Origin of the sequence: Stenotrophomonas bentonitica, assembly GCF_002887735.1 — a bacterium.
Lineage (GTDB): Bacteria > Pseudomonadota > Gammaproteobacteria > Xanthomonadales > Xanthomonadaceae > Stenotrophomonas > Stenotrophomonas bentonitica_A.
In genome coordinates this window covers 221,362-242,421 of the sequence record NZ_PKQP01000005.1, presented here as the reverse complement: position 1 = coordinate 242,421, position 21,060 = coordinate 221,362, and the positions used below count along the sequence as shown (strand labels likewise).

Annotated in this window: 6 protein-coding genes and 2 pseudogenes; 1 reads left to right on the top strand and 7 read right to left on the bottom strand. The window is 68.4% G+C overall.

The window, feature by feature from the left end:
- Window positions 1–24 precede the first annotated feature (24 nt).
- The 7 genes and pseudogenes from gspG to purL form a co-directional block, all read right to left on the bottom strand.
- Entirely contained in the window at window positions 25–456 is a 432-nt protein-coding gene (gene gspG, locus C0R07_RS11910) for a type II secretion system major pseudopilin GspG (protein ID WP_019182542.1), read from the bottom strand.
- Window positions 457–504: 48 nt separating this feature from the next.
- Window positions 505–1,725 (bottom strand): type II secretion system protein XpsF, encoded by a 1,221-nt coding sequence (gene xpsF, locus C0R07_RS11905; protein ID WP_070471692.1) that lies wholly within the window; start codon window positions 1,723–1,725, stop codon window positions 505–507.
- Window positions 1,726–1,762: 37 nt separating this feature from the next.
- Window positions 1,763–3,490, bottom strand: a complete 1,728-nt coding sequence (gspE, locus tag C0R07_RS11900) for a type II secretion system ATPase GspE (protein ID WP_070471691.1) — start codon at window positions 3,488–3,490, stop codon at window positions 1,763–1,765.
- 125 nt (window positions 3,491–3,615) lie between these two features.
- Window positions 3,616–5,469 carry a S8 family peptidase gene (locus C0R07_RS11895; RefSeq protein ID WP_026069677.1) on the bottom strand — a complete coding sequence of 618 codons (1,854 nt, stop codon included), beginning with the start codon at window positions 5,467–5,469 and terminating at the stop codon, window positions 3,616–3,618.
- 157 nt (window positions 5,470–5,626) lie between these two features.
- A pseudogene (locus C0R07_RS20305) lies at window positions 5,627–8,329 on the bottom strand (YadA family autotransporter adhesin); the annotation flags it as partial.
- 27 nt (window positions 8,330–8,356) lie between these two features.
- Window positions 8,357–14,254: pseudogene (locus C0R07_RS11890) on the bottom strand (ESPR-type extended signal peptide-containing protein); the annotation flags it as partial.
- Window positions 14,255–14,704: 450 nt separating this feature from the next.
- Entirely contained in the window at window positions 14,705–18,589 is a 3,885-nt protein-coding gene (gene purL, locus C0R07_RS11885; protein WP_102788998.1) for a phosphoribosylformylglycinamidine synthase, read from the bottom strand.
- A gap of 293 nt (window positions 18,590–18,882) precedes the next feature.
- Here purL and C0R07_RS11880 point away from each other — a divergent pair, with 293 nt between their 5' ends.
- Window positions 18,883–20,991, top strand: a complete 2,109-nt coding sequence (locus C0R07_RS11880) for a glycosyl hydrolase family 18 protein (protein ID WP_102788997.1) — start codon at window positions 18,883–18,885, stop codon at window positions 20,989–20,991.
- Window positions 20,992–21,060: the final 69 nt, after the last annotated feature.

Sequence of the window (21,060 nt, the reverse complement as noted above, 5' to 3'; positions counted from 1 at the left end):
GGACCACAGTGCTCGCAATGCCGATTACTCGTACCGGATGTCCGCGTCGTAACTGCTGCCGCCCACCTTGCCATCCTTGCCCAGGCTGATCAGGTCGTACGGCTGGCCTTCGCCCGGGACGCGGTACTCCAGCGCGTGGCCCCACGGGTCGTTGAGATCGGCCGGCTTGGCGTACGGACCGAGCCAGCCGGCACTGCCGCTGGGCTGGGTGACCAGATCCTCCAGCTTGGCCGGCAGCTTGCCGGTGTCCAGCTGGTAGTTGTCGATCTTGCCGGCCATGGTCTGCACCTGCGCCTTGGCGATGTTGGCCTTGCCGCGGTCGGCGCCGCCGAGCACTCGGCTGCCGACCAGGGTCAGCACCGCGCCGATCAGCACGATGACGATGATGATTTCCAGCAGGCTCATGCCGGACTGGTGGCGCGCGGAAGAGAAGCGGGTCAGGCGGCGGCGTTGCATGTGGCAGGCTCCTTGCATCGAATCGTAGAGGTGTTGACCAGCGGCCGGTCAGCCGATGGCATTGGTCAGGTCGTACAGCGGCACCAGCACGGCCACGATCACCAGGCCGACCACCGAGGCCAGCACCAGGGTGATCACCGGCACCAGTGCCGACAGCAGACGGTCGATCGCGCGCGCGCTTTCCTGCTCGAACGTATCGGCGGTCTTGAGCAGCATCGTATCCAGCGCACCGGATTCCTCGCCGACCTGGATCATCTGCAGTGCCAGCCGCGGAAACCGCTTGCCCCGCGACAGCGAGGCCGACAGCCCGTTGCCATTCTTGACCTCGTCGCTGGCGGCATCCACGTCGGCAGCCAGCGCGCGGTTGCTCAACACATTGCGCGCGATGCCCAGGCCGGACAGCAGTGGCACGCCGTTGCGCAGCAGCGTGCCCAGCGTGCGGGCCAGGCGTGCGGTCTCCAGCTTGCCCAGCAGCGGGCCGATGCCTTTGCGCTGCAGCAGCCAGCCATCCACGGCCAGGCGCGCGGCCGGTTGCCGCAGCCGCCGTTCCACTACCAGCGCGATCACGGCCGGCACCACGATCATGATGACCCAGCCTTCGCGCACCACCAGCCCGGCGGTGAGCACCCACTGGGTGAACCAGGGCAGCGCGACATCCAGGCTCTCGTACATCAGCGCGAACTGCGGCACGACGTAACCCAGCAGGAACAGCAGCGCACCGCCGACCACCACCAACAGGATCGCCGGGTAGATCAGCGCGTTGATCACGCGCCCTTTCAGCTCGGCGCTGCGCTCGAGGTAATCCGAGAGTCGCTGCAGGGTGTCGTGCAGGCTGCCGCCGGCCTCACCGGCGCGCACCATGTTGATGTACAGCCGGGAGAACAATCCGTGCTGGCGTTCCAGCGCGGTCGAGAGTGGTGCGCCACCGCGCACGATGTCGCGGATGTCGGTGATGACGCGGCGGGTACGCTCGTCTTCGGGCAGTTCCAGCAGGATGCTCAGCGCGCGGTCCAGCGGCTGGCCGGCACCGAGCAGCGTGGCCAGCTGCTGGGTGAACTGCACCAGCGCGCCGCCATCGAACGGCTTGCGGCGCAGCAGCGCCAGCCACGACGACGCCCCAGCGACACCCTCGCTGGCCAGACGTGCCTCCATCGGCATGTGGCCCTGGTCCTGCAGCCGCGCGGCGACCTCCGCTTCGCTGGCTGCCTCCATCTGGCCATCGAACAGTTCGCCGTGGGCATTGAGCGCCTTGTAGCGGTACTGGGGCATGCTCAGCCACCCACCCGGTATTGGCCGCAGGCACGCATCAGGCATCCTCCGTCACGCGCAGCACTTCTTCCAGCGTGGTGTGGCCCTGCAGGGCTTTGGACAGCCCGTCTTCGTACATGGTGCGCATGCCCGCGGCACGCGCGATCTGCTCGATCTCGCCCATCCCGGCCCGACGCATCACCGCACTGCGCAGCGCATCGTTCATCACCAGGAATTCCACGATGGTGGTCCGGCCCAGGTACCCGGTCGGTGCGATCGCCGAGGGCTGCGCGCGATACAGGAAAATCTCACCCTCCGGCTGCAGCCGGCGCAGGCCGAATTTATCGATCTCTTCGGGCGATGCGCGATAGCGCTGGGCGTGCTGGGGCTCCAGCCTGCGCACCAGGCGCTGGGCCAGGATGCCATTGATGGTGGAGGTGAGCAGATAATCTTCCACGCCCATGTCGAGCAGGCGGGTGATGCCGCCTGCGGCGTTGTTGGTGTGCAGCGTGGACAGCACCAGGTGGCCGGTGAGCGCGGACTGGATCGCGATGCGCGCGGTTTCCAGGTCGCGCATTTCACCGATCATGATGATGTCCGGGTCCTGGCGCACGATGCTGCGCAGCGCATTGGCGAAATCCAGCCCGATCTGCGGCTTGGCCTGGATCTGGTTGATGCCTTCGATCTGGTACTCCACCGGATCTTCGACGGTGATGATCTTGACGTCGGCGGTATTGAGCTGGCTCAGCGCGGTGTACAGCGTGGTGGTCTTGCCCGAACCGGTCGGGCCGGTGACCAGCAGGATGCCGTGTGGCTGTTCCAGCACCTTGCGGAACTGCGGCAGGAACGCCTCGGTGAACCCCAATCGATGGAAATCGAACACAACGGTGTCGCGGTCGAGCAGACGCATGACCACGCTTTCGCCGTGCGCGGTCGGTACGCTGCTCACGCGCAGGTCCAGTTCCTTGCCCTGCACGCGCAGCATGATGCGGCCGTCCTGCGGCAGGCGACGTTCGGCGATGTTGAGCCGCGCCATGATCTTGATGCGGCTGATCACCGCAGCGGTGAGATTCACCGGCGGGCTTTCCCCTTCGATCAGCACGCCGTCTACGCGGTAGCGCACCTTCAGGCGATTCTCGAACGGTTCGATATGAATATCGGAGGCGCGCAGTTCCACCGCCCGCTGGATCACGAGGTTGACCAGCCGGATCACCGGCGCTTCGGACGCCAGGTCGCGCAGGTGTTCGATGTCGTCGACCGCCGCACCTTCACCGTCCGCGGTTTCGATGATCGCGCCCATCGCGCTGCGGCCCTGGCCGAACCAGCGCTCGATCAGATCATCGATTTCCGAGCGCAGGCCGACATGCAGGCGGACCGGCAGCGCCATCGCCAGCTGCACGGCATCGGCCGCATACGGGTCCTGTGGATCGGACAGCCACAGATCCAGCGCGTCGTCCTGCAATGCGAGGGGGCAGACATGGAACTGCTTGAGGAATCGCACCGTCAGCGGCAGCCCGTCCAGCAGCGCTTCGGGCGGCGATTCCGGCACGGCCTTGGCGTCGAGCAGCGGCAGGCCGAGAACCTCGGCGCAGGTCTGTGCATGGTCGCGCTCTGATACCAGCCCCAGGCGGACCAGCAGGCCGAGCAGGCTGCCACCGGATTCACGGTGCAGCGGACGCGCGCGGGCCAGATCGCTGTCCTTGAGCCGGCCTTTCTCCAGCAATACCCCGACGATGCGGGATTCAGCGGTGGATTCTGCAGTGGGGTCCTGGGCAACCGCGTTCAAGAAGCTTCTCCTGGCAACCGCTGCGACTTTAGCAGTTCACCGCGATCGTACGCGGGATTCCACACCGTCCAGATGTAAAAACGGGAGCCCGTCACATGACGGACTCCCGTGGCGTTTGACCCGTATTACTGGTTGGCGAGAATGCTCACGCCGCTGAACGCGGACTCGCCCACCACCTTGATGTAATACGTTCCGGCCACCGGTGCGGTGAAGCGCACGGTTTCACTGTTGCCCGGCCGCGTGGACTTGGCATCGAACGCGGTCGCGGTCGGCTCCTTGCCCTGGCTCACATACACCGAGACGTTGCCGCTGCCGCCATAGGTGAGCAGGCTCAGTACCTTGCCGGCCTGCGCCTCGAAGCTGTAAAGCACTTCGCTGCCACCGGCGCCGCTCAGGCCACCCACGGCGACCTTGTTGGTCAGCGGGGTCGCCACCGGGCCGCAGTTCTCGGTGCACTCTTCTTCCAGCGCCTTGTCCAGGGCCGCCTTGGCATCGACGATGCCGGTGCCGATCGGGGTGGCGGTCGGGATGGTCACCGGGAACGCCCGCGCGGTCTGCTTGAGCAGTGCTTCCAGCGCGGCCGGGGTGAGCGGATCCTTGCCGGCCGCGGCGACCGCGCCCTGCACCAGCGCCGCCACCGCCGCAACGTGCGGAGAGGCCATCGACGTACCCGCCATGCCCATGTAGCTGTAGGCACCGGAGGTCGGCGTGGTCAGGCCGTTGTAGCCGGACTGCCACACGTAACCGCCCGGGTTGCCGTCTACGCTGCCGCCGCCGCCCGGGCCGGACAGATCCACCACCGGGCCGAAGTTGGAGTAGTAGGCGATGCCGCCGGTGATGCGGGTGGCACCGACCGCCACCACGTTGGCGCAGCTGGCCGGCCGGAAGTTGGCCGCGTTGGAGGCCGAGTTGCCGGCGGCGACCACCACGGTGGTGCCCCGCGATACCGCACCGTTGATGGCGTCCTGGTAGAGCGCATCGCATGCGCCGCCACCGCCCAGGCTCATGTTGATGACCTCGGCCGGGTTGGCATTGGCCGGAACCCCGGCAACGGTGCCGCCGGAGGCCCAGGTGATCGCATCGGCGATGTCGGAGAGGTAGCCGCCGCACTTGCCGAGCACGCGCACCGGCAGCACGCGGGCCTTGTACGCGACGCCTGCCATGCCGACGCCATTGTTGGTGGATTCGGCGATGGTGCCGGCCACGTGGGTGCCGTGCCAGGAACTGTCATCGGCCAGCGAGCCGGCATAGCACTCGTTGTCGTTCTCCACCCAGTCACCGTAATCCAGCGCGCCGGGCACGCGGTCATCGGTGGCGCGGCGGGAGGTCTCCGCGTCGCTGATGAAGTCGTAGCCTTCCAGCAGATTGCCGGAGAAGTCCGGATGCTGCGGCAGGATGCCGGTATCGAGCACCGCCACCACTACGCCTTCGCCCTGGGCGATGTCCCACGCGGCCGGCGCATTGATGCCGCCGGTAGCGCTGTTCAGATGCCACTGGTACTGCGCGTAGTACGGATCGTTCGGCACCAGCTGCGGGGTCGCGTCGCGCGGGCGCACATCGGTGCGCTGCAGCTTCACGTCCACTTCGGCGTACTGCACGGAAGGATCGGCCTTGATCTCGGCCAGCACCTTCTGCAGTTCGGCCGGGCTCAAGCGGCCCTGCAGGCGGATCAGATCGGCACCGACACCGAGCTTGCGCACGATCTGCGGGTTCACCGCGCTGGCACGCCCGGCGGCGGAGCCACCGACACTGGCGCGGGCGACCGCCGACTGCACGGCCGTCAGCTTGGCCGAACGATCCGTGGCCGCGGCACTGCCGGGGCGGTACTTGACGATGATGCGCTCTGCGCCCTGGGCGGCAGCCGGCTGGCGCACCGGCTCCTTGGCCGGCAGGCCCGCGGCATAGGCGCTGGCGCCTGCGGACAACGACAGCACGGCGGCTGCCAGCACATTGATGCGAAGGTTCTGCTTACTGGTCACGTTGACGTCCTCTTCAAGGTCATGGATCAAACGACTGTTCAGGCCAACACTCCATGCGAGCTCCCTGGCCGGCCCTGGCCAGGGTTCCCGTGACCCGCCCCCTCAGGCCTTGCATTGCGTTGCGGCGGGGCCGCGCACGGCCCCGCGTTGAAACGGCTTACCAGCCAAAGCCGGCACCCACGCCGACCGAGCTGTCATCACTGCTGAAGGCACCGCCCAGGGTCACCGTGGCGCGCTCGCTGAGCGCACGCTGGTAGCCCAGCGACAGGGCCGATTCGCCGCCCTGGAAACCGACGCCGACACCGACGCGGTTCTGGGTGCGCACGCCGGCGGCGCTGGTGGCCATGTTGAGCATGGCCGCGCTCATCGCGCCCTGGCGATCGATGCGGCGGTCCTGGTGACGCAGGCGCTGGTCGATCTCGCCCTTGTAGATGTCGAAGCTGTCGGCCATCGAGGTGAAGCGCTGGTCGGTGTAGCTGTTGGCGGTCGCGATGCCGCCATCCAGCTGGCCTTTGTTGACAGCATCAGTGGCCTGCGTACCGGCCGCGACGTTGGCGACCTGTCGCTCGTTGCCGACGCTGCCGACCGAGACGGTGTCGGCACGATCGGCGACCGAGCCCTGGCCCAGCGCCACCGAGTTGGCCGCCGAGGCGGTCGCGCCCTGGCCGATGGCCGTGGCCGAGGCCCCGCTTGCGACGGCACCGTCACCCATCGCCACCGCGTTGACGGCGGCAGGTGCGGCCGCCGGCGCGTTGATTGGCTGACTGCTGCCGACACTTGCAGCGGTCGGCGCGCCTTGCACGTTGGCGACGACGGTTTCGCTGGCAGCGCTGATGACGCTGGCCTCCTGCACAGCGCTGGTGTCCGCTGCGACGCTGGCAGTCGCCAGCGAGGCAGTCCGTGCACGTGCACTGCCACTGCTGCCACCGGCGACACGCTGATCGAGGTCGCTGACCTTGCGGTCCAGCGCACCCAGTGCATCACCTACGTTGCTGTACGTCGCGCCCTGGATCACATAGTTCGGCGCAACGAACACGCCCTGCATGCCGACACTGGCCCCGCCGCCGAGGAAGGTGGCGACATCGGTGAGCGACTGGAACAACTGCCCGCCGTTGATCGCCTGGCGGCTGCCGGATGCGATCGAACCGCTGCCGACGTTGTCCAGCGTGGTGCCCTGCAGACCCGAGAGGGTGAGCGTGTCGCGGCTGCTGTCGTCGTAGGTCAGCGCATTGGCGGTGACGTTCTCGACCGAGCCGATCCGGGTGTCGATATCACCGACCTGGGTTTCCACCGCACCCACGCGCTGGTTGGTGGTGTTGAGCTGGCCGCCGGTCACCGCATCGGTGCTGCCCGCCGCGATGCGACCGGCACCCACATTGACGATGCGGCGTGTCGCCGGGCCATCGGTGCCGTTGCCGCCACCGACCGAGACCACATTGGCTTCGACCGCGCGCGAGCCGGCGCCCAATGCCACCGCGTTGGCACCGGAGACGCCTGCCGCCGACCCGATCGCGATGCTGTTGGCCCCGTTGCTGGCGAACGCACCGTTGCCGATCGCCACGCCGTTGGTCGCATTGGTCGAGGCCTGGCGACCAATCACGGTGCTGTTGGCACCGCGTGCCGAGGCATCGGCACCGACGGCCGTGGCACCGGTGGCCGAGGCGACCGCCGCGGTACCCAGTGCACTGCTGCGGGTTGCGCTGGCGGTGGCGCCGGAACCGGCGGCGAGTGCATCACTGCCGCTGGCCGTGGCCACGCCGCTGCCGCTGGCCTGGAAGTGCTTGCCGACCGCATCGGCCGTGGCAGCGACCGAATCCAGCTGCGACTTGGTCACCGCGTCACTGGCATTGACCGCATCCCCGACATTGGTGATGCGCCGCGTCGCCGGGCCGGTGGTGCCGTTACCGCCACCGACCGAGACCACGTTGGCTTCACTGGTGCGGGCACCGGCGCCGAGCGCGACGCTGCCGGCACCACTGGCCGACGAACTGGTGCCCAGTGCGGTGGCATTGATGCCGCTGTAGGCATAGCTGTCCTGGCCGATGGCGGTGGACCCCTGCGAGGTCGCCCAGGCCAGCTGCCCGACCGCCGTGGTGCGTGCCGCGGTTGCCCAGGCGTTGGAACCGGCAGCCACACTGTTGTCGCCGCTGGCCTGTGATGCGTAGCCGATCGCATTGGCGTAGCTGCCCGAGGCGGCGCTGCCCCAGCCCAGTGCGGAGGCGTAATCGCCACTGGCTTCGGCCCCGTAGCCCAACGCCGTGGTGCGCACGCCGCTGGCCGCGCTGAACGTACCGACGGCGGTGCTGTAGTCGCTGCCGGCTTCGGCGCTGTAGCCGAAAGCAGAGGACTGCAGCCCGGCCGCCGTGGCACCGGCACCGGTCGCGGTGCTGAAGCTTCCGTCGGCCTGCGCCCCCGCACCGAGCGCGGTGGCACCGACGGCGCTGGCGCTGGTGGCCTTGTCGAGCAACACGTTGCCGTTCTCATCTTCGTAATACAACGCACCACCGATGGCGGTCGCCGAGTCGGCCGTGGCCGAGGCGTTGAAGCCCGACGCAGAGGCATTGCGCCCCGACGCCAGCGCGCCGCTGCCGTAGGCCGAGGCCCCGGTACCGAACGCATTGGCCGCCTCACCCGCCGCAGTGGCATACGCCCCGTCGACGAAGCTGCCGACGTCATCGCCGTTGCCGCTGCCCGAGGCCTGGAAGAACCGGCTGGTGGTTTCGGCCACATCGGCGACCGCACTGAGCTGATCGACGTTCACCGCGTCGGTGCCTTCCGTACCAGCGGCGACGTTGGTGATCTGCCGCTGCGCGGTGGCGGTGCCGACCGAGACCGAGTTGTCGCGATCCGCGGTGGAACCGGCGCCGAGCGCAACACTGTTCACGCCTTCCGCGCTGGCACTGGCACCCAGTGCCGTGGCATTGCCCGCATCGGCCCACGAGTTCCAGCCGATCGCCGTGGCGTAATCATCGGTTGCCCACGCGCCCGCACCGAAGGCCGAGGCACCGGTACCCGATGCGCGCGACGGCAGCAGACCGAAGAAGGTCGTGCCACCGATCGCCACGCTCTCATCGCCGGTGGCTTCGGAGTACTCACCCATCGCCACCGCACCAGCGCCGGAGGCCGTCGAGGCCGCACCCACCGCCACGGCGTAGGCGTTGGAGGCGACCGCCCCGTAGCCCAGCGCGGACGAGAGCTGGCCGGTCGCTTCGCTGTAACTGCCGAAGGCCGATGCACCGGCTTCGGAGGCATTGGCGCGGAAGCCATTGGCGGTGGCCTGCTGGCCGGCCGCCGTGGACTGGCTGCCGGTCGCTGTGGCGTATGCACCACCGGCCTGTGCACCGGCGCCGGTGGCGCTCGCACCGATCTCGCTGGCACTGGCGCCGTTGCCGATCGCCACGCTGTCTTCGCCGGTCGCCTGCGCGTCACTGCCCAGGGCCGCGGCGCCGTCAGCGCTGGCCAGGGCATTGAAACCGACGGCCGTGGCGTTGTCCGCGATGGCGGTGGCGCCGCTGCCGAGTGCGCTGGCGCCGTTGCCGATGGCGTTGGCGGCCTCACCGGCAGCCAGCGCATTGTCGCCTTCCACGTAGGCACCGGCGTCGCTGTCGTCGCTGCCGCTGGCCTGGAAGTACTTGCTGGTGGCTTCGGCGGTGGCCGCCACCTCCTTCAACTGCGCAAGGTTGACCGCATCGGTGTCTTCGGTACCGGCACCGACATTGGTGATCTGCCGGTCGATGGCCGCATGCACCACGCCCGCGGCGTCTGTCCAGGCTTCTGCGGCGCCGACCGACACGGCGTTGGCACGGTCGGCCAGCGAACCGGCACCGAGCGCGACGCTGTTGTCGGCGTCCTTGGTGGTCCACGTGTTGCTGCCGACCACGGTGGAGTTCAGCGCCTGCGCGTAGCTGTTGTAGCCCACCACGGTGGCACCGTCTTCGGTTGCCCAGGCTTCGCTGCCGATGGCCGTGGTCTGGATGCCCTGGGTGACGCTGCCCGCATCCGCACCGGCCAACGCGTTGAAGCCTACGGCCACGCCGTCCTCGGCGGTGGCGGCGTTGTTGCCGACCGCCACACCATACTGGCCGGCGTTGGCCTGCACGCCGAAGGCGGCGCCGGCGATGTCCGCACGCGTGCCCTGGCCGACCGCCGTGGCGACCTCGCCCGCCTGCGCATTGCTGCCCAGCGCGGTGCCGAAGAAGGCGGCACTGGCATTGGCGCCGAACGCGCTGGCCTGCCAGCCGTCGGCGGTGGCGAAGTTGCCGATCGCGGTGGACTCGCGGCCCAGCGCCCACGCACCGTACCCGACCGCCGTCGCGGCCAGGCCTGCCGCCTCCGAGCCAGCGCCGATCGCGACCGCACCGAAGCCCTGCGACAGCGAACCACCGCCGATGGCGACGGACGCCGCACCGGACGCCGCGCTCAGATCGCCGATGGCGACTGCCCCGGCAGCACTGCTGCTGGCGTTGCTGCCGATCGCCACGGCGTTGTCCCCGGTGACCGTGGCATTGAAGCCCAGGGCGGTGGATTCATTGGCGATCACGGTGCTGCCACTGCCCAGCGCGGTGGCGCCGTTGCCGATGGCATTGGCGGCCTCACCGGCAGCCAGCGCGTTGTCGCCTTCCACGTAGGCACCGGCATCGCTGTCGGCACTGCCACTGGCCTGGAAGAACTTGCTAGTGGTGGCGGCCGCATCGGCCACCGCATTCAACTGGTTCACGTTCACCGCATCGGTGCCGTCGGTACCGGCGGCGACGTGGGTGATCTGGCGCTGCGCATCGGCGCTGCCGACCGAGACGCTGTCATCGCGGTCGGCGATCGAGTCCGCGCCCAGCGCAACGCTGTTGGCCCCGGTGGAGGTTGCTGCGTTGCCGAGCGCGGTGCTGTTCACGCCGGGCGACCATGCTCCACCACCGACAGCCGTGGAGTAATTGCCCGACGCTTCGGTAGGCAGCAGGCCGAACAGCGCACCACCGACGGCCACGCTGTTGATGCCACTGGCCAGGCTGCCCTGGCCGGTGGCGGTGCTGTAGGCTCCGGAGGCTTCAGCATCACCACCGAGGGCCACGCTGTTGGAGCCGGTCGCCTGCGCGAAGCTGCCCAGCGCGGTGGCGTTGAAAGCCGAGGCCACGGCATACCCGCCGATCGCGGTGGTGTAGTTGGCGGTCGCTTCGGAGGCGAACCCGTAACCCGCCGAGAGGGTGCCGCTGACCACGCTTTCCGCGCCGACGGCCGTCGCACCCTCACCGCTGGCGCTGCTGAAGTAGCCCAGGGCCACCGACTCTTCACCCGCCGCGTCGGACAGCGCGCCACCGGCCAGACTGCCGGCACCAGAGGCGACGCTGGCCGCACCGGTCGCGGTGCTCTGCTCACCCGAGGCCAGGCTTTCGGCGCCGCTGGCCGTTGCGTATTCGGCGCTCGCCTGTGCGTTGGCACCGGTTGCGCTTGCGTTGGCACCGCTGGCAACGGCGTTGAAGCCGAGGGCACTGGCGTTGTCGGCCAAGGCAAAGGCACCACTGCCGACAGCCGATGCGCCGGTACCGGCCGCGAAGCTGCTCGAGCCCACGGCAGTGGCGTAGTTGCCATCAGTCGCCGCGTTCGCGCCGGCGGCCACACTCTCCTCGCCACCGGCGACGGCAACACCATCACCGCTGGCCTGGAACTGATCGGTGGCTGCGCTCAGCTGATCGAGATTGACCGCATCACTGCCTTCGGTACCGGCGGCGACCTGGGTGATCTGGCGCTGCCGGCCATCGTTGCCGACCGAGACGGTGTAGGCACGATCAGCGACCGCACCCGCGCCGAGCGCCACGCTGTTGGACGCACTGGCATTGCTGCCGGCGCCGATACCGATCGCGCTTTCACCGCCGGCCACCACATTGGTGCCGATGGCGATGGTGTTGATGCTGTTGCCCAGGGCCTGGAATCCTACGGCTACGCTGTTGTCGCCGTAGCCGAAGGCACCACGGCCGAGCGCGGTGGAACTGCTGCCGCGCGCCCAGCTGTTGTAGCCGATCGAGGTCGATCCAGTGCCGCTGGCCCAGGCCGACTGGCCGACTGCGGTCGCGTTGGCTTCGGTCGCCCATGCACTGGAACCGAAGGCGGTGGCGCCATCGGCAGTGGCCCATGCATAGGCACCGGTGGCCGTGGTTTCTTCGCCACTGGCGAAGGCATTGTCGCCCTGCGCCACGCTGTAATCGCCGGTCGCGCGGGCCTTGTAGCCGCTGGCCAGGCTGTTGCTGCCGGTGGCCTGCGCGCCGCTGCCGAAGGCGTTGCTGGTGGTGCCGGTAGCTTGAGCACCGGCACCGACCGCCACGCTGTCCGGCGCCGCGGTCGCACCGATCAGGATCGCATTGCCCTGGTCATCGACCAGCGGCTGGTTGTATTCGTCATAGGCCTGGCCCAGCCCACCGATGGCGACACTGCCATTGCCGGTGGCGCTGCTGTTGCGGCCCAGCGCGACAGTGTCATCGCCGACCGCGGTCGCGCCGCCGCCGACCGCCGTGGCACCGGCACCCAGCGCATTGCTGGCCTCACCGGCCGCCAGCGCATCCTCACCCTCGGCGAAGGCACCGACCACACCGCCGGCCGCACCGTTCGCCTTGAACTGCGCCGAGGTCGCCGAGGCCGACGTCGCGACGGCATCAAGCTGTGCCTTGTTGACCGCGTCCGTGGCTTCGGTACCGGCTGCGACGCTGGTGATCTGGCGCTCGTTGCCGACGTCACCGACCGAGACCGTGTTGTCACGGGTGGCGGTGGAGTTGGCGCCGAGGGCAACGCTGTTGGCGCCGCGCGCGGTGCTGTAGAAACCGACCGCCGTGCTCAGTTCCCCGCTGGCCCAGGTCTCCGCGCCGAGTGCAGTGGCGCCCTCACCCGGGGCATAGGCGAAGTAGCCCACGGCGGTGGCTTCAGTGCCCGAGGCTTCGCTCAGGGTGCCGTTGGCCACGGCGTAATCACCGCTGGCGATCGCACCTGCGCCGACGGCCGTGGCGGCTTCGCCGCTGGCCTGGGTCTGCACGAAGAAGCCCAGCCCCGGCAGCAGATCCGCCGGGCCACCGATGGCCGTGCTGCTGTTGCCGGTCGCCACGCTCTGCGTCCCGACCGCAGTGGAATAGTCGCCGGTGGCGTTGGCCACCGCGCCGAAGGCCGACGCCTGTGCACCGGCCGCGTACGCGCCGACGCCGTAGGACGACGCAGCGAACCCGGAGGCTTCCGCACTTGCACCGACCGCCGTGCCGCCCACGCCGGCGCTGGTCGCGCCGGTATCGACCGGTACGCCGCCATTGGTGATCAGCGGATTGCCATCGGCATCCACCGCAGCACCGCCGACCGCCACGCTGCCCGGGCCATTGGCCTGCGCATTGGTGCCGAAGGCCGCGCTGTTCTGGCCGGTGGCGCTGGCGTTGTAACCGACCGCCGTTGCGTTCTGCGCGGTCACCGTGGCGCCGCTGCCGAGCGCGGTCGCACCGTCGGCCAGCGCGTTGGATGCTTCACCGATCGCCGTAGCGTTGTCGCCTGCCGCGAAGGCACCGGCATCGCTGTCGCTGCTGCCGGTGGCCTGGAAGTACTTGTCCGTGTTGGCGGCGACGCCGCCGACGGCATCGAGCTGCGCCTTGTTCACCGCATCGCTGTCATCGGTGCCGTCGGCGAGATTGGTGATCTGGCGGCGCAGGCCGTTCTGCGCATTGCCGACCGACACCGTGTCGACGCGATCGGCGTACGAGCCGGCGCCGAGCGCCACGCTGCCTACCGCAACCGCAGCGGAATTCGCACCGAGCGTCGCACTGAAATCGGCGACCGCGACGCTGAACGCACCGACCGCCACCGACGCTTCGCCGGCACTGGCCGCGCCGCGGCCCAGCGAGGTGCTGCCCGGGCCGATGGCGAGTGCGCCGCCACCAATCGCGGTCGCGCCATCGGCGCTGGCTTCGGCAAGACCGCCAATCGCGGTGGCCGCGCCGTTTTCACTGGCCGCCACTGCCGATGCACCGAGCGCGACATCGCCCAGACCGAACGCCGCAGCGCTCTGGCCGAGCGCGATGCTCGCATCACCGAAGGCCAGGCTGCCCTGGCCGAACGAACTTGCCCCGAGGCCGACCGCGAGTGCTTCGCTGCCCACTGCGGTGGTCGCATTGCCGATGGCCTGGCTGCTGTGGCCCAGCGCCGTTGCGCCGTCACCGTCCGCGTTGGCGCTCGCCCCTGCGGCCAGTGCACCTTCGCCATCGATCTTCGCCGCGTCGGCATCGTTGCCGTCACCGTCGGCCTTGAAATAGCGGGTCGCGCCTTCGGCTGCCACTGCAACCTTGTCCAGCTGTGCCTTGTTCACCGCATCCGTGGCGGCGGTGCCGGCGGCCACGTTGGTAACCTGCCGTTCCTTGCCCGCATCACCCACCGATACCGTGTTGGCGCGGTTGGTCTTCGAGCCGGCGCCCAGCGCCACGCTGTTCGCCCCGGAGGCCGTGCTGTTGCTGCCGATCGCCACCGCATTGGTGCCCGAGGCGGTGGCATTGCCATCAACGACACAGCTGTCGATGACCGTGCTGTTCAGAACCACGCAGTTCGCGTTCCCACCCACCTCCACCGACTGCGCACGCGCTGTCTGCGCGCCGCCTGCCATGCCCACTCCCAGCGTCAACGCGATGGCGGCGCAGAGCAGTGCGGTGTTGCGTCCGCCAGAGGTTCGGCGCTGATCGATGACGACACCCGAGGACTGGCTGCTGGCCAATTCCGAGGCGACGACCATCTGCCCCAGTGCTTTGTTCCAGACCTTGCGATAAATCCGATTCATCGATGCGGCTCCTGATTAGGCTGGTTTTAGGCAAAGCGACGCCAACGCCGGACCGCGTGGTCCAACGTCCCCTGGGGGCGTTTTTTCGCTTGATTTACTGCGTTGTGCGCAATGGCTGGCAGATACCTACAGCGTGCACGCCATCCATGCGGTTACTGTGGAACTGAACGCTGTCGAAATGAGGATGCAGTGTTAACGTACAGTTTGAACAACGTCAAGACTTTGACATTGAAATTCATATGACCGCGAAGTGCGTCACAAAAACCACGCGTTATTGAAGGATTTTGTTAGATACATGTGAGTAACGGCGATAACGTCATTTCACGTTGTAACGCGATGTAACTCATTGCTGCCGATCATGTTGTGGGGCGTACAAAGGAAAACCGCCGGGCAAGCCGGCGGTTTCTTCACGCGGTTTTCACTGCCTCGAATGGGAGGCGATGCGCAGTATCAGCCGCACCATACTCTTGCGTTGCGGAACATCCGCAGCCACGGCGAATCGCCGTTCCAGTCCTGCGGATGCCAGCTGTGGTTGATCGCACGCGGGGTGCGTTCCGGGTGCGGCATCATGATCGTAGTGCGGCCATCGGTGGTGGTCAGGCCGGTGATGCCGTCGGGCGAGCCGTTCGGATTCAGCGGGTACTGGGTGGCTACGTTGCCGTCGCCATCGATGTAACGCAGCGACACGCGCGCCGCCGCCTGATCGACCGCATTGGCGAACACCGCCTGGCCTTCGCCATGTGCCACCGCGACCGGCAGGCGTGAACCGGCCATGCCACGCAGCAGGATCGACGGCGATTCCACCACTTCCAGCAGCGCGGTGCGCGCTTCGAACTGCTCGCTGCGGTTGCGGCGGAACTGCGGCCAGTGCTCGGCACCGGGGATGATGTCCTTGAGCTGGCTCATCATCTGGCAGCCGTTGCACACACCCAGCGCGAAGCTGTCTTCGCGGGCGAAGAACGCCGCGAAGGCATCGCGCAGCGCGCTGCGCTCCAGCACCGAGGTGGCCCAGCCGCGGCCGGCACCGAGCACGTCGCCGTAGCTGAAGCCGCCACAGGCCACCAGGCCGGTGAAATCGGACAGCGCGACACGGCCTTCGATCAGGTCGCTCATATGCACATCGAACGAACTGAAGCCGGCACGTTCGAAGACGTTCGCCATTTCGATCTGGCCGTTGACACCCTGCTCGCGCAGCACCGCCACGCGCGGACGTGCGCCGGTGTTGATGAAAGGCGACGCCACATCTTCGTTGATATCGAAGGTCAGCTTGGGCTTCAGGCCCGGCGCGTTGAAGTTGCGCGCGATCGCACGCTCCTGGTCGGCGTTGTCCGGGTTGTCGCGCAGCTTCTGCATGGCGTGGGTGACCGACCACCAGGCATCGAACAGCGCTTCCCAGCGCCACTCGACCAGGCTTTCGCCCTGCAGCGAGACACGCACCACCGGGGCGGTGGTCGGACGCGCGATGCGCTGCGCGCATTCGGTCAGTGCATGGCGTTCGACCAGATCAGCAAACGCGGCGCGGTCTTCCTTGGCGATCTGCACCACCGCACCCAGCTCTTCATTGAACAGGCTGCGGAACGGATCATCGCCCCAGGCATCCAGGGTGATGTCCAGGCCCAGGCGCGAGGCGAAGGCCATCTCGCACAGCGCGGCAAACGCACCGCCATCGCTGCGGTCGTGGTATGCCAACAGCAGGCCGGCCTGGCGCGCATCGCGGATCAGTTCGAAGAACGCGCGCAGGCGCTGTGCATCGTCCAGATCCGGCACGGCACCGGCGAAGGCCGGCAGCGCGGAATGGTCGGCGTGCACCTGGGCCAGGATCGAGCCGCCCAGACGCTGCTTGCCAGCGCCCAGGCCGATCAGCCACAGCTCGCTGTCGGCGTCACGGTCCAGCAGCGGGGTCAGCTGGCCGGTCGCATCGGCAACCGGCGCGAACGCCGAGATCACCAGCGACACCGGCGACACCGACTTGTGCGCCTGCCCGTTGTCCTGCCACTGCGCCTGCATGGAAAGCGAGTCCTTGCCGACCGGAATGCTCAGGTCCAGCTGCGGGCACAGCTCCATGCCGACCGCACGCACCGCGTCATACAGCAGCGCGTCTTCGCCGTGATGGCCCGCCGCGGCCATCCAGTTGGCCGACAGCTTCACCGTTTCCAGTGCATCCACCGGCGCCGCACACAGGTTGGTGATCGCTTCACCGACCGCCATGCGCGCCGACGCGGCCGCATCCAGCAGCGCCAGCGGGGTGCGCTCGCCGATCGACATCGCTTCGCCGGCCACGGTGTCGAAACCGGCCAAGGTGATGGCGACGTTGGCCAGCGGCAGCTGCCACGGGCCGATCATCTGTTCGCGTGCGGTCAGGCCACCGACGCTGCGGTCACCGATGGTGACCAAGAAGTTCTTCGAGGCCACCGAGGGATGGGCCAGCACGCGCAGACCCGCTTCGTGCAGGTCCAGCCCCGCGGTCTTCAGCGCCGGCCAGCGCGGCGCCGACGGGTGCACGGTGTCGCGGTGCATCTTCGGCGCCTTGCCGAACAGCACGTCCATCGGCAGATCGATCGGGGCATCCACCGGGGTATTGCCCACGGTAGCGCCGTACGCCACGACGAGCCGCTCTTCAGCCGTGGCGACGCCAACGGCGGCGAACGGGCAACGTTCGCGCGCACACAGCGCGGCGAACTCGGCCAGACGCGCCTGCGGCACGCCGAGTACATAACGTTCCTGCGATTCGTTGCACCACAACTGCATCGGCGACAGCGACGGGTCATCGGCGGGCACCTTGCCCAGATCGATCACGCCACCCACGCCGGAGTCGTGCAGCAGTTCGGGAATCGCGTTGGACAGGCCACCGGCGCCGACGTCATGGAACCAGCGGATCGGATTGTCCAGGCCGAGCGCGACGCAGCGGTCGATCACTTCCTGGCAGCGACGTTCCATTTCCGGGTTGTCGCGCTGCACGCTGGCGAAATCGAGGTCTTCGGCGCTCTCACCGGAGGCCACCGAGCTGGCGGCACCACCGCCCAGGCCGATCAGCATCGCCGGGCCGCCGAGCACGATCACCGCGTCGCCGGGCTGCAGGCGCAGCTTCTCGACCTGGTTCTGGTCGATCGCGCCCAGGCCACCAGCCAGCATGATCGGCTTGTCATAAGCGCGGGTCAGGCCCTGCCCTTCGGGCAGTTCGAAGCTGCGGAAGTAACCGAGCAGGTTCGGGCGGCCGAACTCGTTGTTGAAGGCGGCGCCGCCGAGCGGGCCGTCCAGCATGATGTCCAGCGCCGGTGCCATGCGCGGGTTCAGCGCGCGCGGCGCTTCCCACGGCTGCGGCAGGGTCGGGATGCGCAGATGCGAGACCGAGAAGCCGGTCAGGCCGGCCTTGGGCTTGCCGCCGCGGCCGGTCGCACCTTCATCGCGGATTTCGCCGCCCGCACCGGTGGCCGCACCCGGGAACGGGGCGATCGCGGTCGGGTGGTTGTGCGTTTCCACCTTGATGCAGAACGCCGAATCGACCACGGCCTCGCTGCGGTACTGGCCGCTGGCCGGGTCCGGGCGATAGCGCGCGGCCGGGAAACCGGCGACCACCGCGGCGTTGTCGCTGTAGGCGCTCAGCGTGTGCTGCGGGGTCTGCTGGTGGGTGTTCTTGATCATCCGGAACAACGAGTGCGACTGCTCGGCACCGTCGATGGTCCAGCTGGCATTGAAGATCTTGTGGCGGCAGTGCTCGGAGTTGGCCTGCGCGAACATCATCAGTTCCACGTCCGACGGCTTGCGGCCCAGTTCGCCGAAGCGCTGGCGCAGGTAGTCGATCTCGTCCTGGGCCATCGCCAGGCCGAGGCGGGTGTTGGCCGCTTCCAGGTCATCCAGCGCGATCCGTTCCAGCTCACCGCGGGCCGGGGCGCTGAACAGCGCCTGCGCCTGCGCGGTCTCGGCCAGCACGGACTGGGTCATCGGGTCGTGCAGCGCGCGGATCACCGCTTCCTGCGCGGCCGCGTCGGCCGGCCATCCGGCCAGATCGATACGCAGGCCACGTTCGACCCGGCGGATCGGCTGCCCGGCACCGCGGACCAGCTCGGTGGCCTTGCTCGACCACGGCGACAGCGTGCCCAACCGCGGCACCACGAAGCGCGATACCGCCCCGTCCTCACGCCCGGCCAGCGCGGGCTGGGCTTCCAGGATCCGGCTCAGGATCGCCGGGTCCGGGGCCGCATCGCCCTCGGTCTGGATGAAGTAGACATGCCAGGCACCGGTGATGCGCAGATCGGCGGCCAGGGACTGCAGGCGGGATTCAAGGCGTTCGCGGCGGAACGGCGAAAGGGCGGATGCGCCCTCGAGGACCATCATGTCCGGGGAACCGTGGTTGGGAACGGGGCCCACTATTGTACCCAACTCGGCCGCCGCGGCCCGGCCCCGGGGATCGGCAGGCCCAGGCGGTGCCCAGCCCAGTTCACACCCGAACCATGCACTGGTTCACGGATTGGCCGCCGATTACATGACAACGTTATCACCACCTGGCCCACGGCCAGGTGCCGTCCGTCCCCCATGTCGTTGCCGGCCTCTCTCACCGGCGTCCGGAACTGCTGCACGCATGCCGCCATCCCGGCGGCATGCGCACACCACCTGATCGGAGACCGACCATGCCAGACCCGATTGCGCGCCGTGCAGTGACATCGTCTACCTCCCCAGCCCCCACCCTGCGTCCGCGGCGCTGGCTGCTGGCCCTGGCCTTGGCCGCTGCGGCCGGCACGCCCACCCTGGTGCAGGCCGCGAACTGTACCGGGGCGCCCGAATGGAACGGCGCGGCCATTTATCTGGCCGGCCAGACCCTGCAGAAGGGAGGCGTGCTGTACCGCGCCAACCAGGACATCTGGAACGCACCGCCGGACCACCCGGCCGGCGCGCCCTACTACACCAACCTGGGCGCCTGCGATGGCAGCGGCAGCAACCAACCGCCCACCGTCAGCCTGACCTCGCCCACCGCCGGGGCCAGCTTCACCGCCGGCAGCAACATCACCGTGAGCGCCAACGCCAGCGATACCGACGGCAGCGTCAGCAAGGTGGAATTCTTCCGCGGCGGCACCTCGCTGGGCATCGACACCAGCGCGCCGTACAGCGTGGTCTGGAGCAATGCCTCGGCGGGCAGCCACACCTTCAAGGCGGTGGCCACCGACAACAACAATGCGGTGACCTCCTCGGCCACGGTCAGCGTGACCGTCACCGCAGCCAGCAACGACACCACGCCGCCCAGCGTGCCGGGTGGGCTGGCTTCACCTTCCAGGACCGCCACCACGGTGAACCTGGCCTGGAATGCCGCCACCGACAACAGCGGCGGCAGCGGCGTGGCCGGCTACGACGTGTACCGCAACGGCAGCCTGGTCGGCTCGCCGAGTGCCACCCAGTACACCGACGGCGGCCTCACCGCGAGCACGGCCTACACCTACACGGCGCGCGCGCGTGACAACGCCGGGAATGCGTCGGCGCAGAGCAGTTCGATCAGCGTGACCACGGCCGCCGATGGCGGGGGCGGCGGCAACAAGCGGGTGATCGGCTACTTCACCCAATGGGGCATCTACGGCCGCAACTACCAGGTCAAGAACATCGATACCAGCGGCTCGGCAGCGAAGCGGACCCACATCAACTACGCCTTCGGCAACGTGCGCAACAACCGCTGCGAAGTGGGCGTGACCCAGGCCTCCGACCCGAACACCGGCGTGGGCGGCGATGCGTACGCTGATTACGGCAAATCCTTCGCTGCCGGGGCCAGCGTGAGTGGCGTCGGCGATACCTGGGACCAGCCGCTGCGTGGCAACTGGAACCAGCTCAAGCAGCTCAAGGCCAAACACCCGAACATCAAGGTGCTGATCTCGCTCGGCGGCTGGACCTGGTCGCGCGGGTTCTCCAGCGCAGCGCAGCCGGCCAACCGGCAGGCGTTCGTGGCCTCGTGCATCGATGCCTACATCAAGGGCAACCTGCCGGTCGCCGATGGTGCCGGCGGCGCGGGTGCGGCACTCGGCGTGTTCGATGGCATCGACATCGACTGGGAGTACCCGGTGGCCTGCGGGTTGAGCTGCGGCACACCGGCCGACAATGCCAACTTCACCGCCCTGCTGGCCGAATTCCGCCGCCAGCTCGACGCAGTGCGGCCCGGGCTGCTGCTGACGGTGGCCGTGGGCGCAGGCGTGGACAAGATCCGGGTGACCGATCCGGCCAGCTACCACCCGTACCTGGATTTCATCAACGTGATGACCTACGACTTCCACGGCGCATGGGATCCGCAGACCAACCATCACTCGGCCCTGTTCGATTCACCGGCTGATCCCTCCACCGGCGACCAGAAGCTCTACAACAGCAACGATGCGATGGAAGCCTTCCTCAGCCGCGGGGTACCGGCCAGCAAGTTGAACCTGGGCATCGGCTACTACGGGCGTGGCTGGACCGGCGTGGCCAGCGGCAACAATGGGCTCTACAAGAGCGCCAGCGGCGCGGCACCGGGCACGTACGAAGCCGGTATCGAAGATTGGAAGGTGCTGAAGACCCTCAACTGGCCGGTGTACACCGACAACGTCGCCAAGGCCACGTGGATCTCCAACGGCACCACGTTCTGGAGTCTGGATACGCCCGCGATGGTCACCGAGAAGATGGGCTATGTGAAAGCACAGGGCCTGGGCGGTGCATTCTTCTGGGAGTTCAGCGGCGATGATGCGCAGGGCACCCTGACCAAGGCGATCAGTGACGGCTTGAAGTAAGCCCGCCTGACACGGGGCGCTGCCTCGCGGATCCCGCAGGGACGCGCCGCGTTGATCGCAACAACGAAA

Bases quoted from the DNA above. Each gene is read 5' to 3' on its own strand.
- xpsF (WP_070471692.1), bottom strand. From the start codon at position 1,725: ATGCCCCAGTACCGCTACAAGGCGCTCAATGCCCACGGCGAACTGTTC.
- gspG (WP_019182542.1), bottom strand. From the start codon at position 456: ATGCAACGCCGCCGCCTGACCCGCTTCTCTTCCGCGCGCCACCAGTCC.
- C0R07_RS11880 (WP_102788997.1), top strand. From the start codon at position 18,883: ATGCCAGACCCGATTGCGCGCCGTGCAGTGACATCGTCTACCTCCCCA.
- purL (WP_102788998.1), bottom strand. From the start codon at position 18,589: ATGATGGTCCTCGAGGGCGCATCCGCCCTTTCGCCGTTCCGCCGCGAA.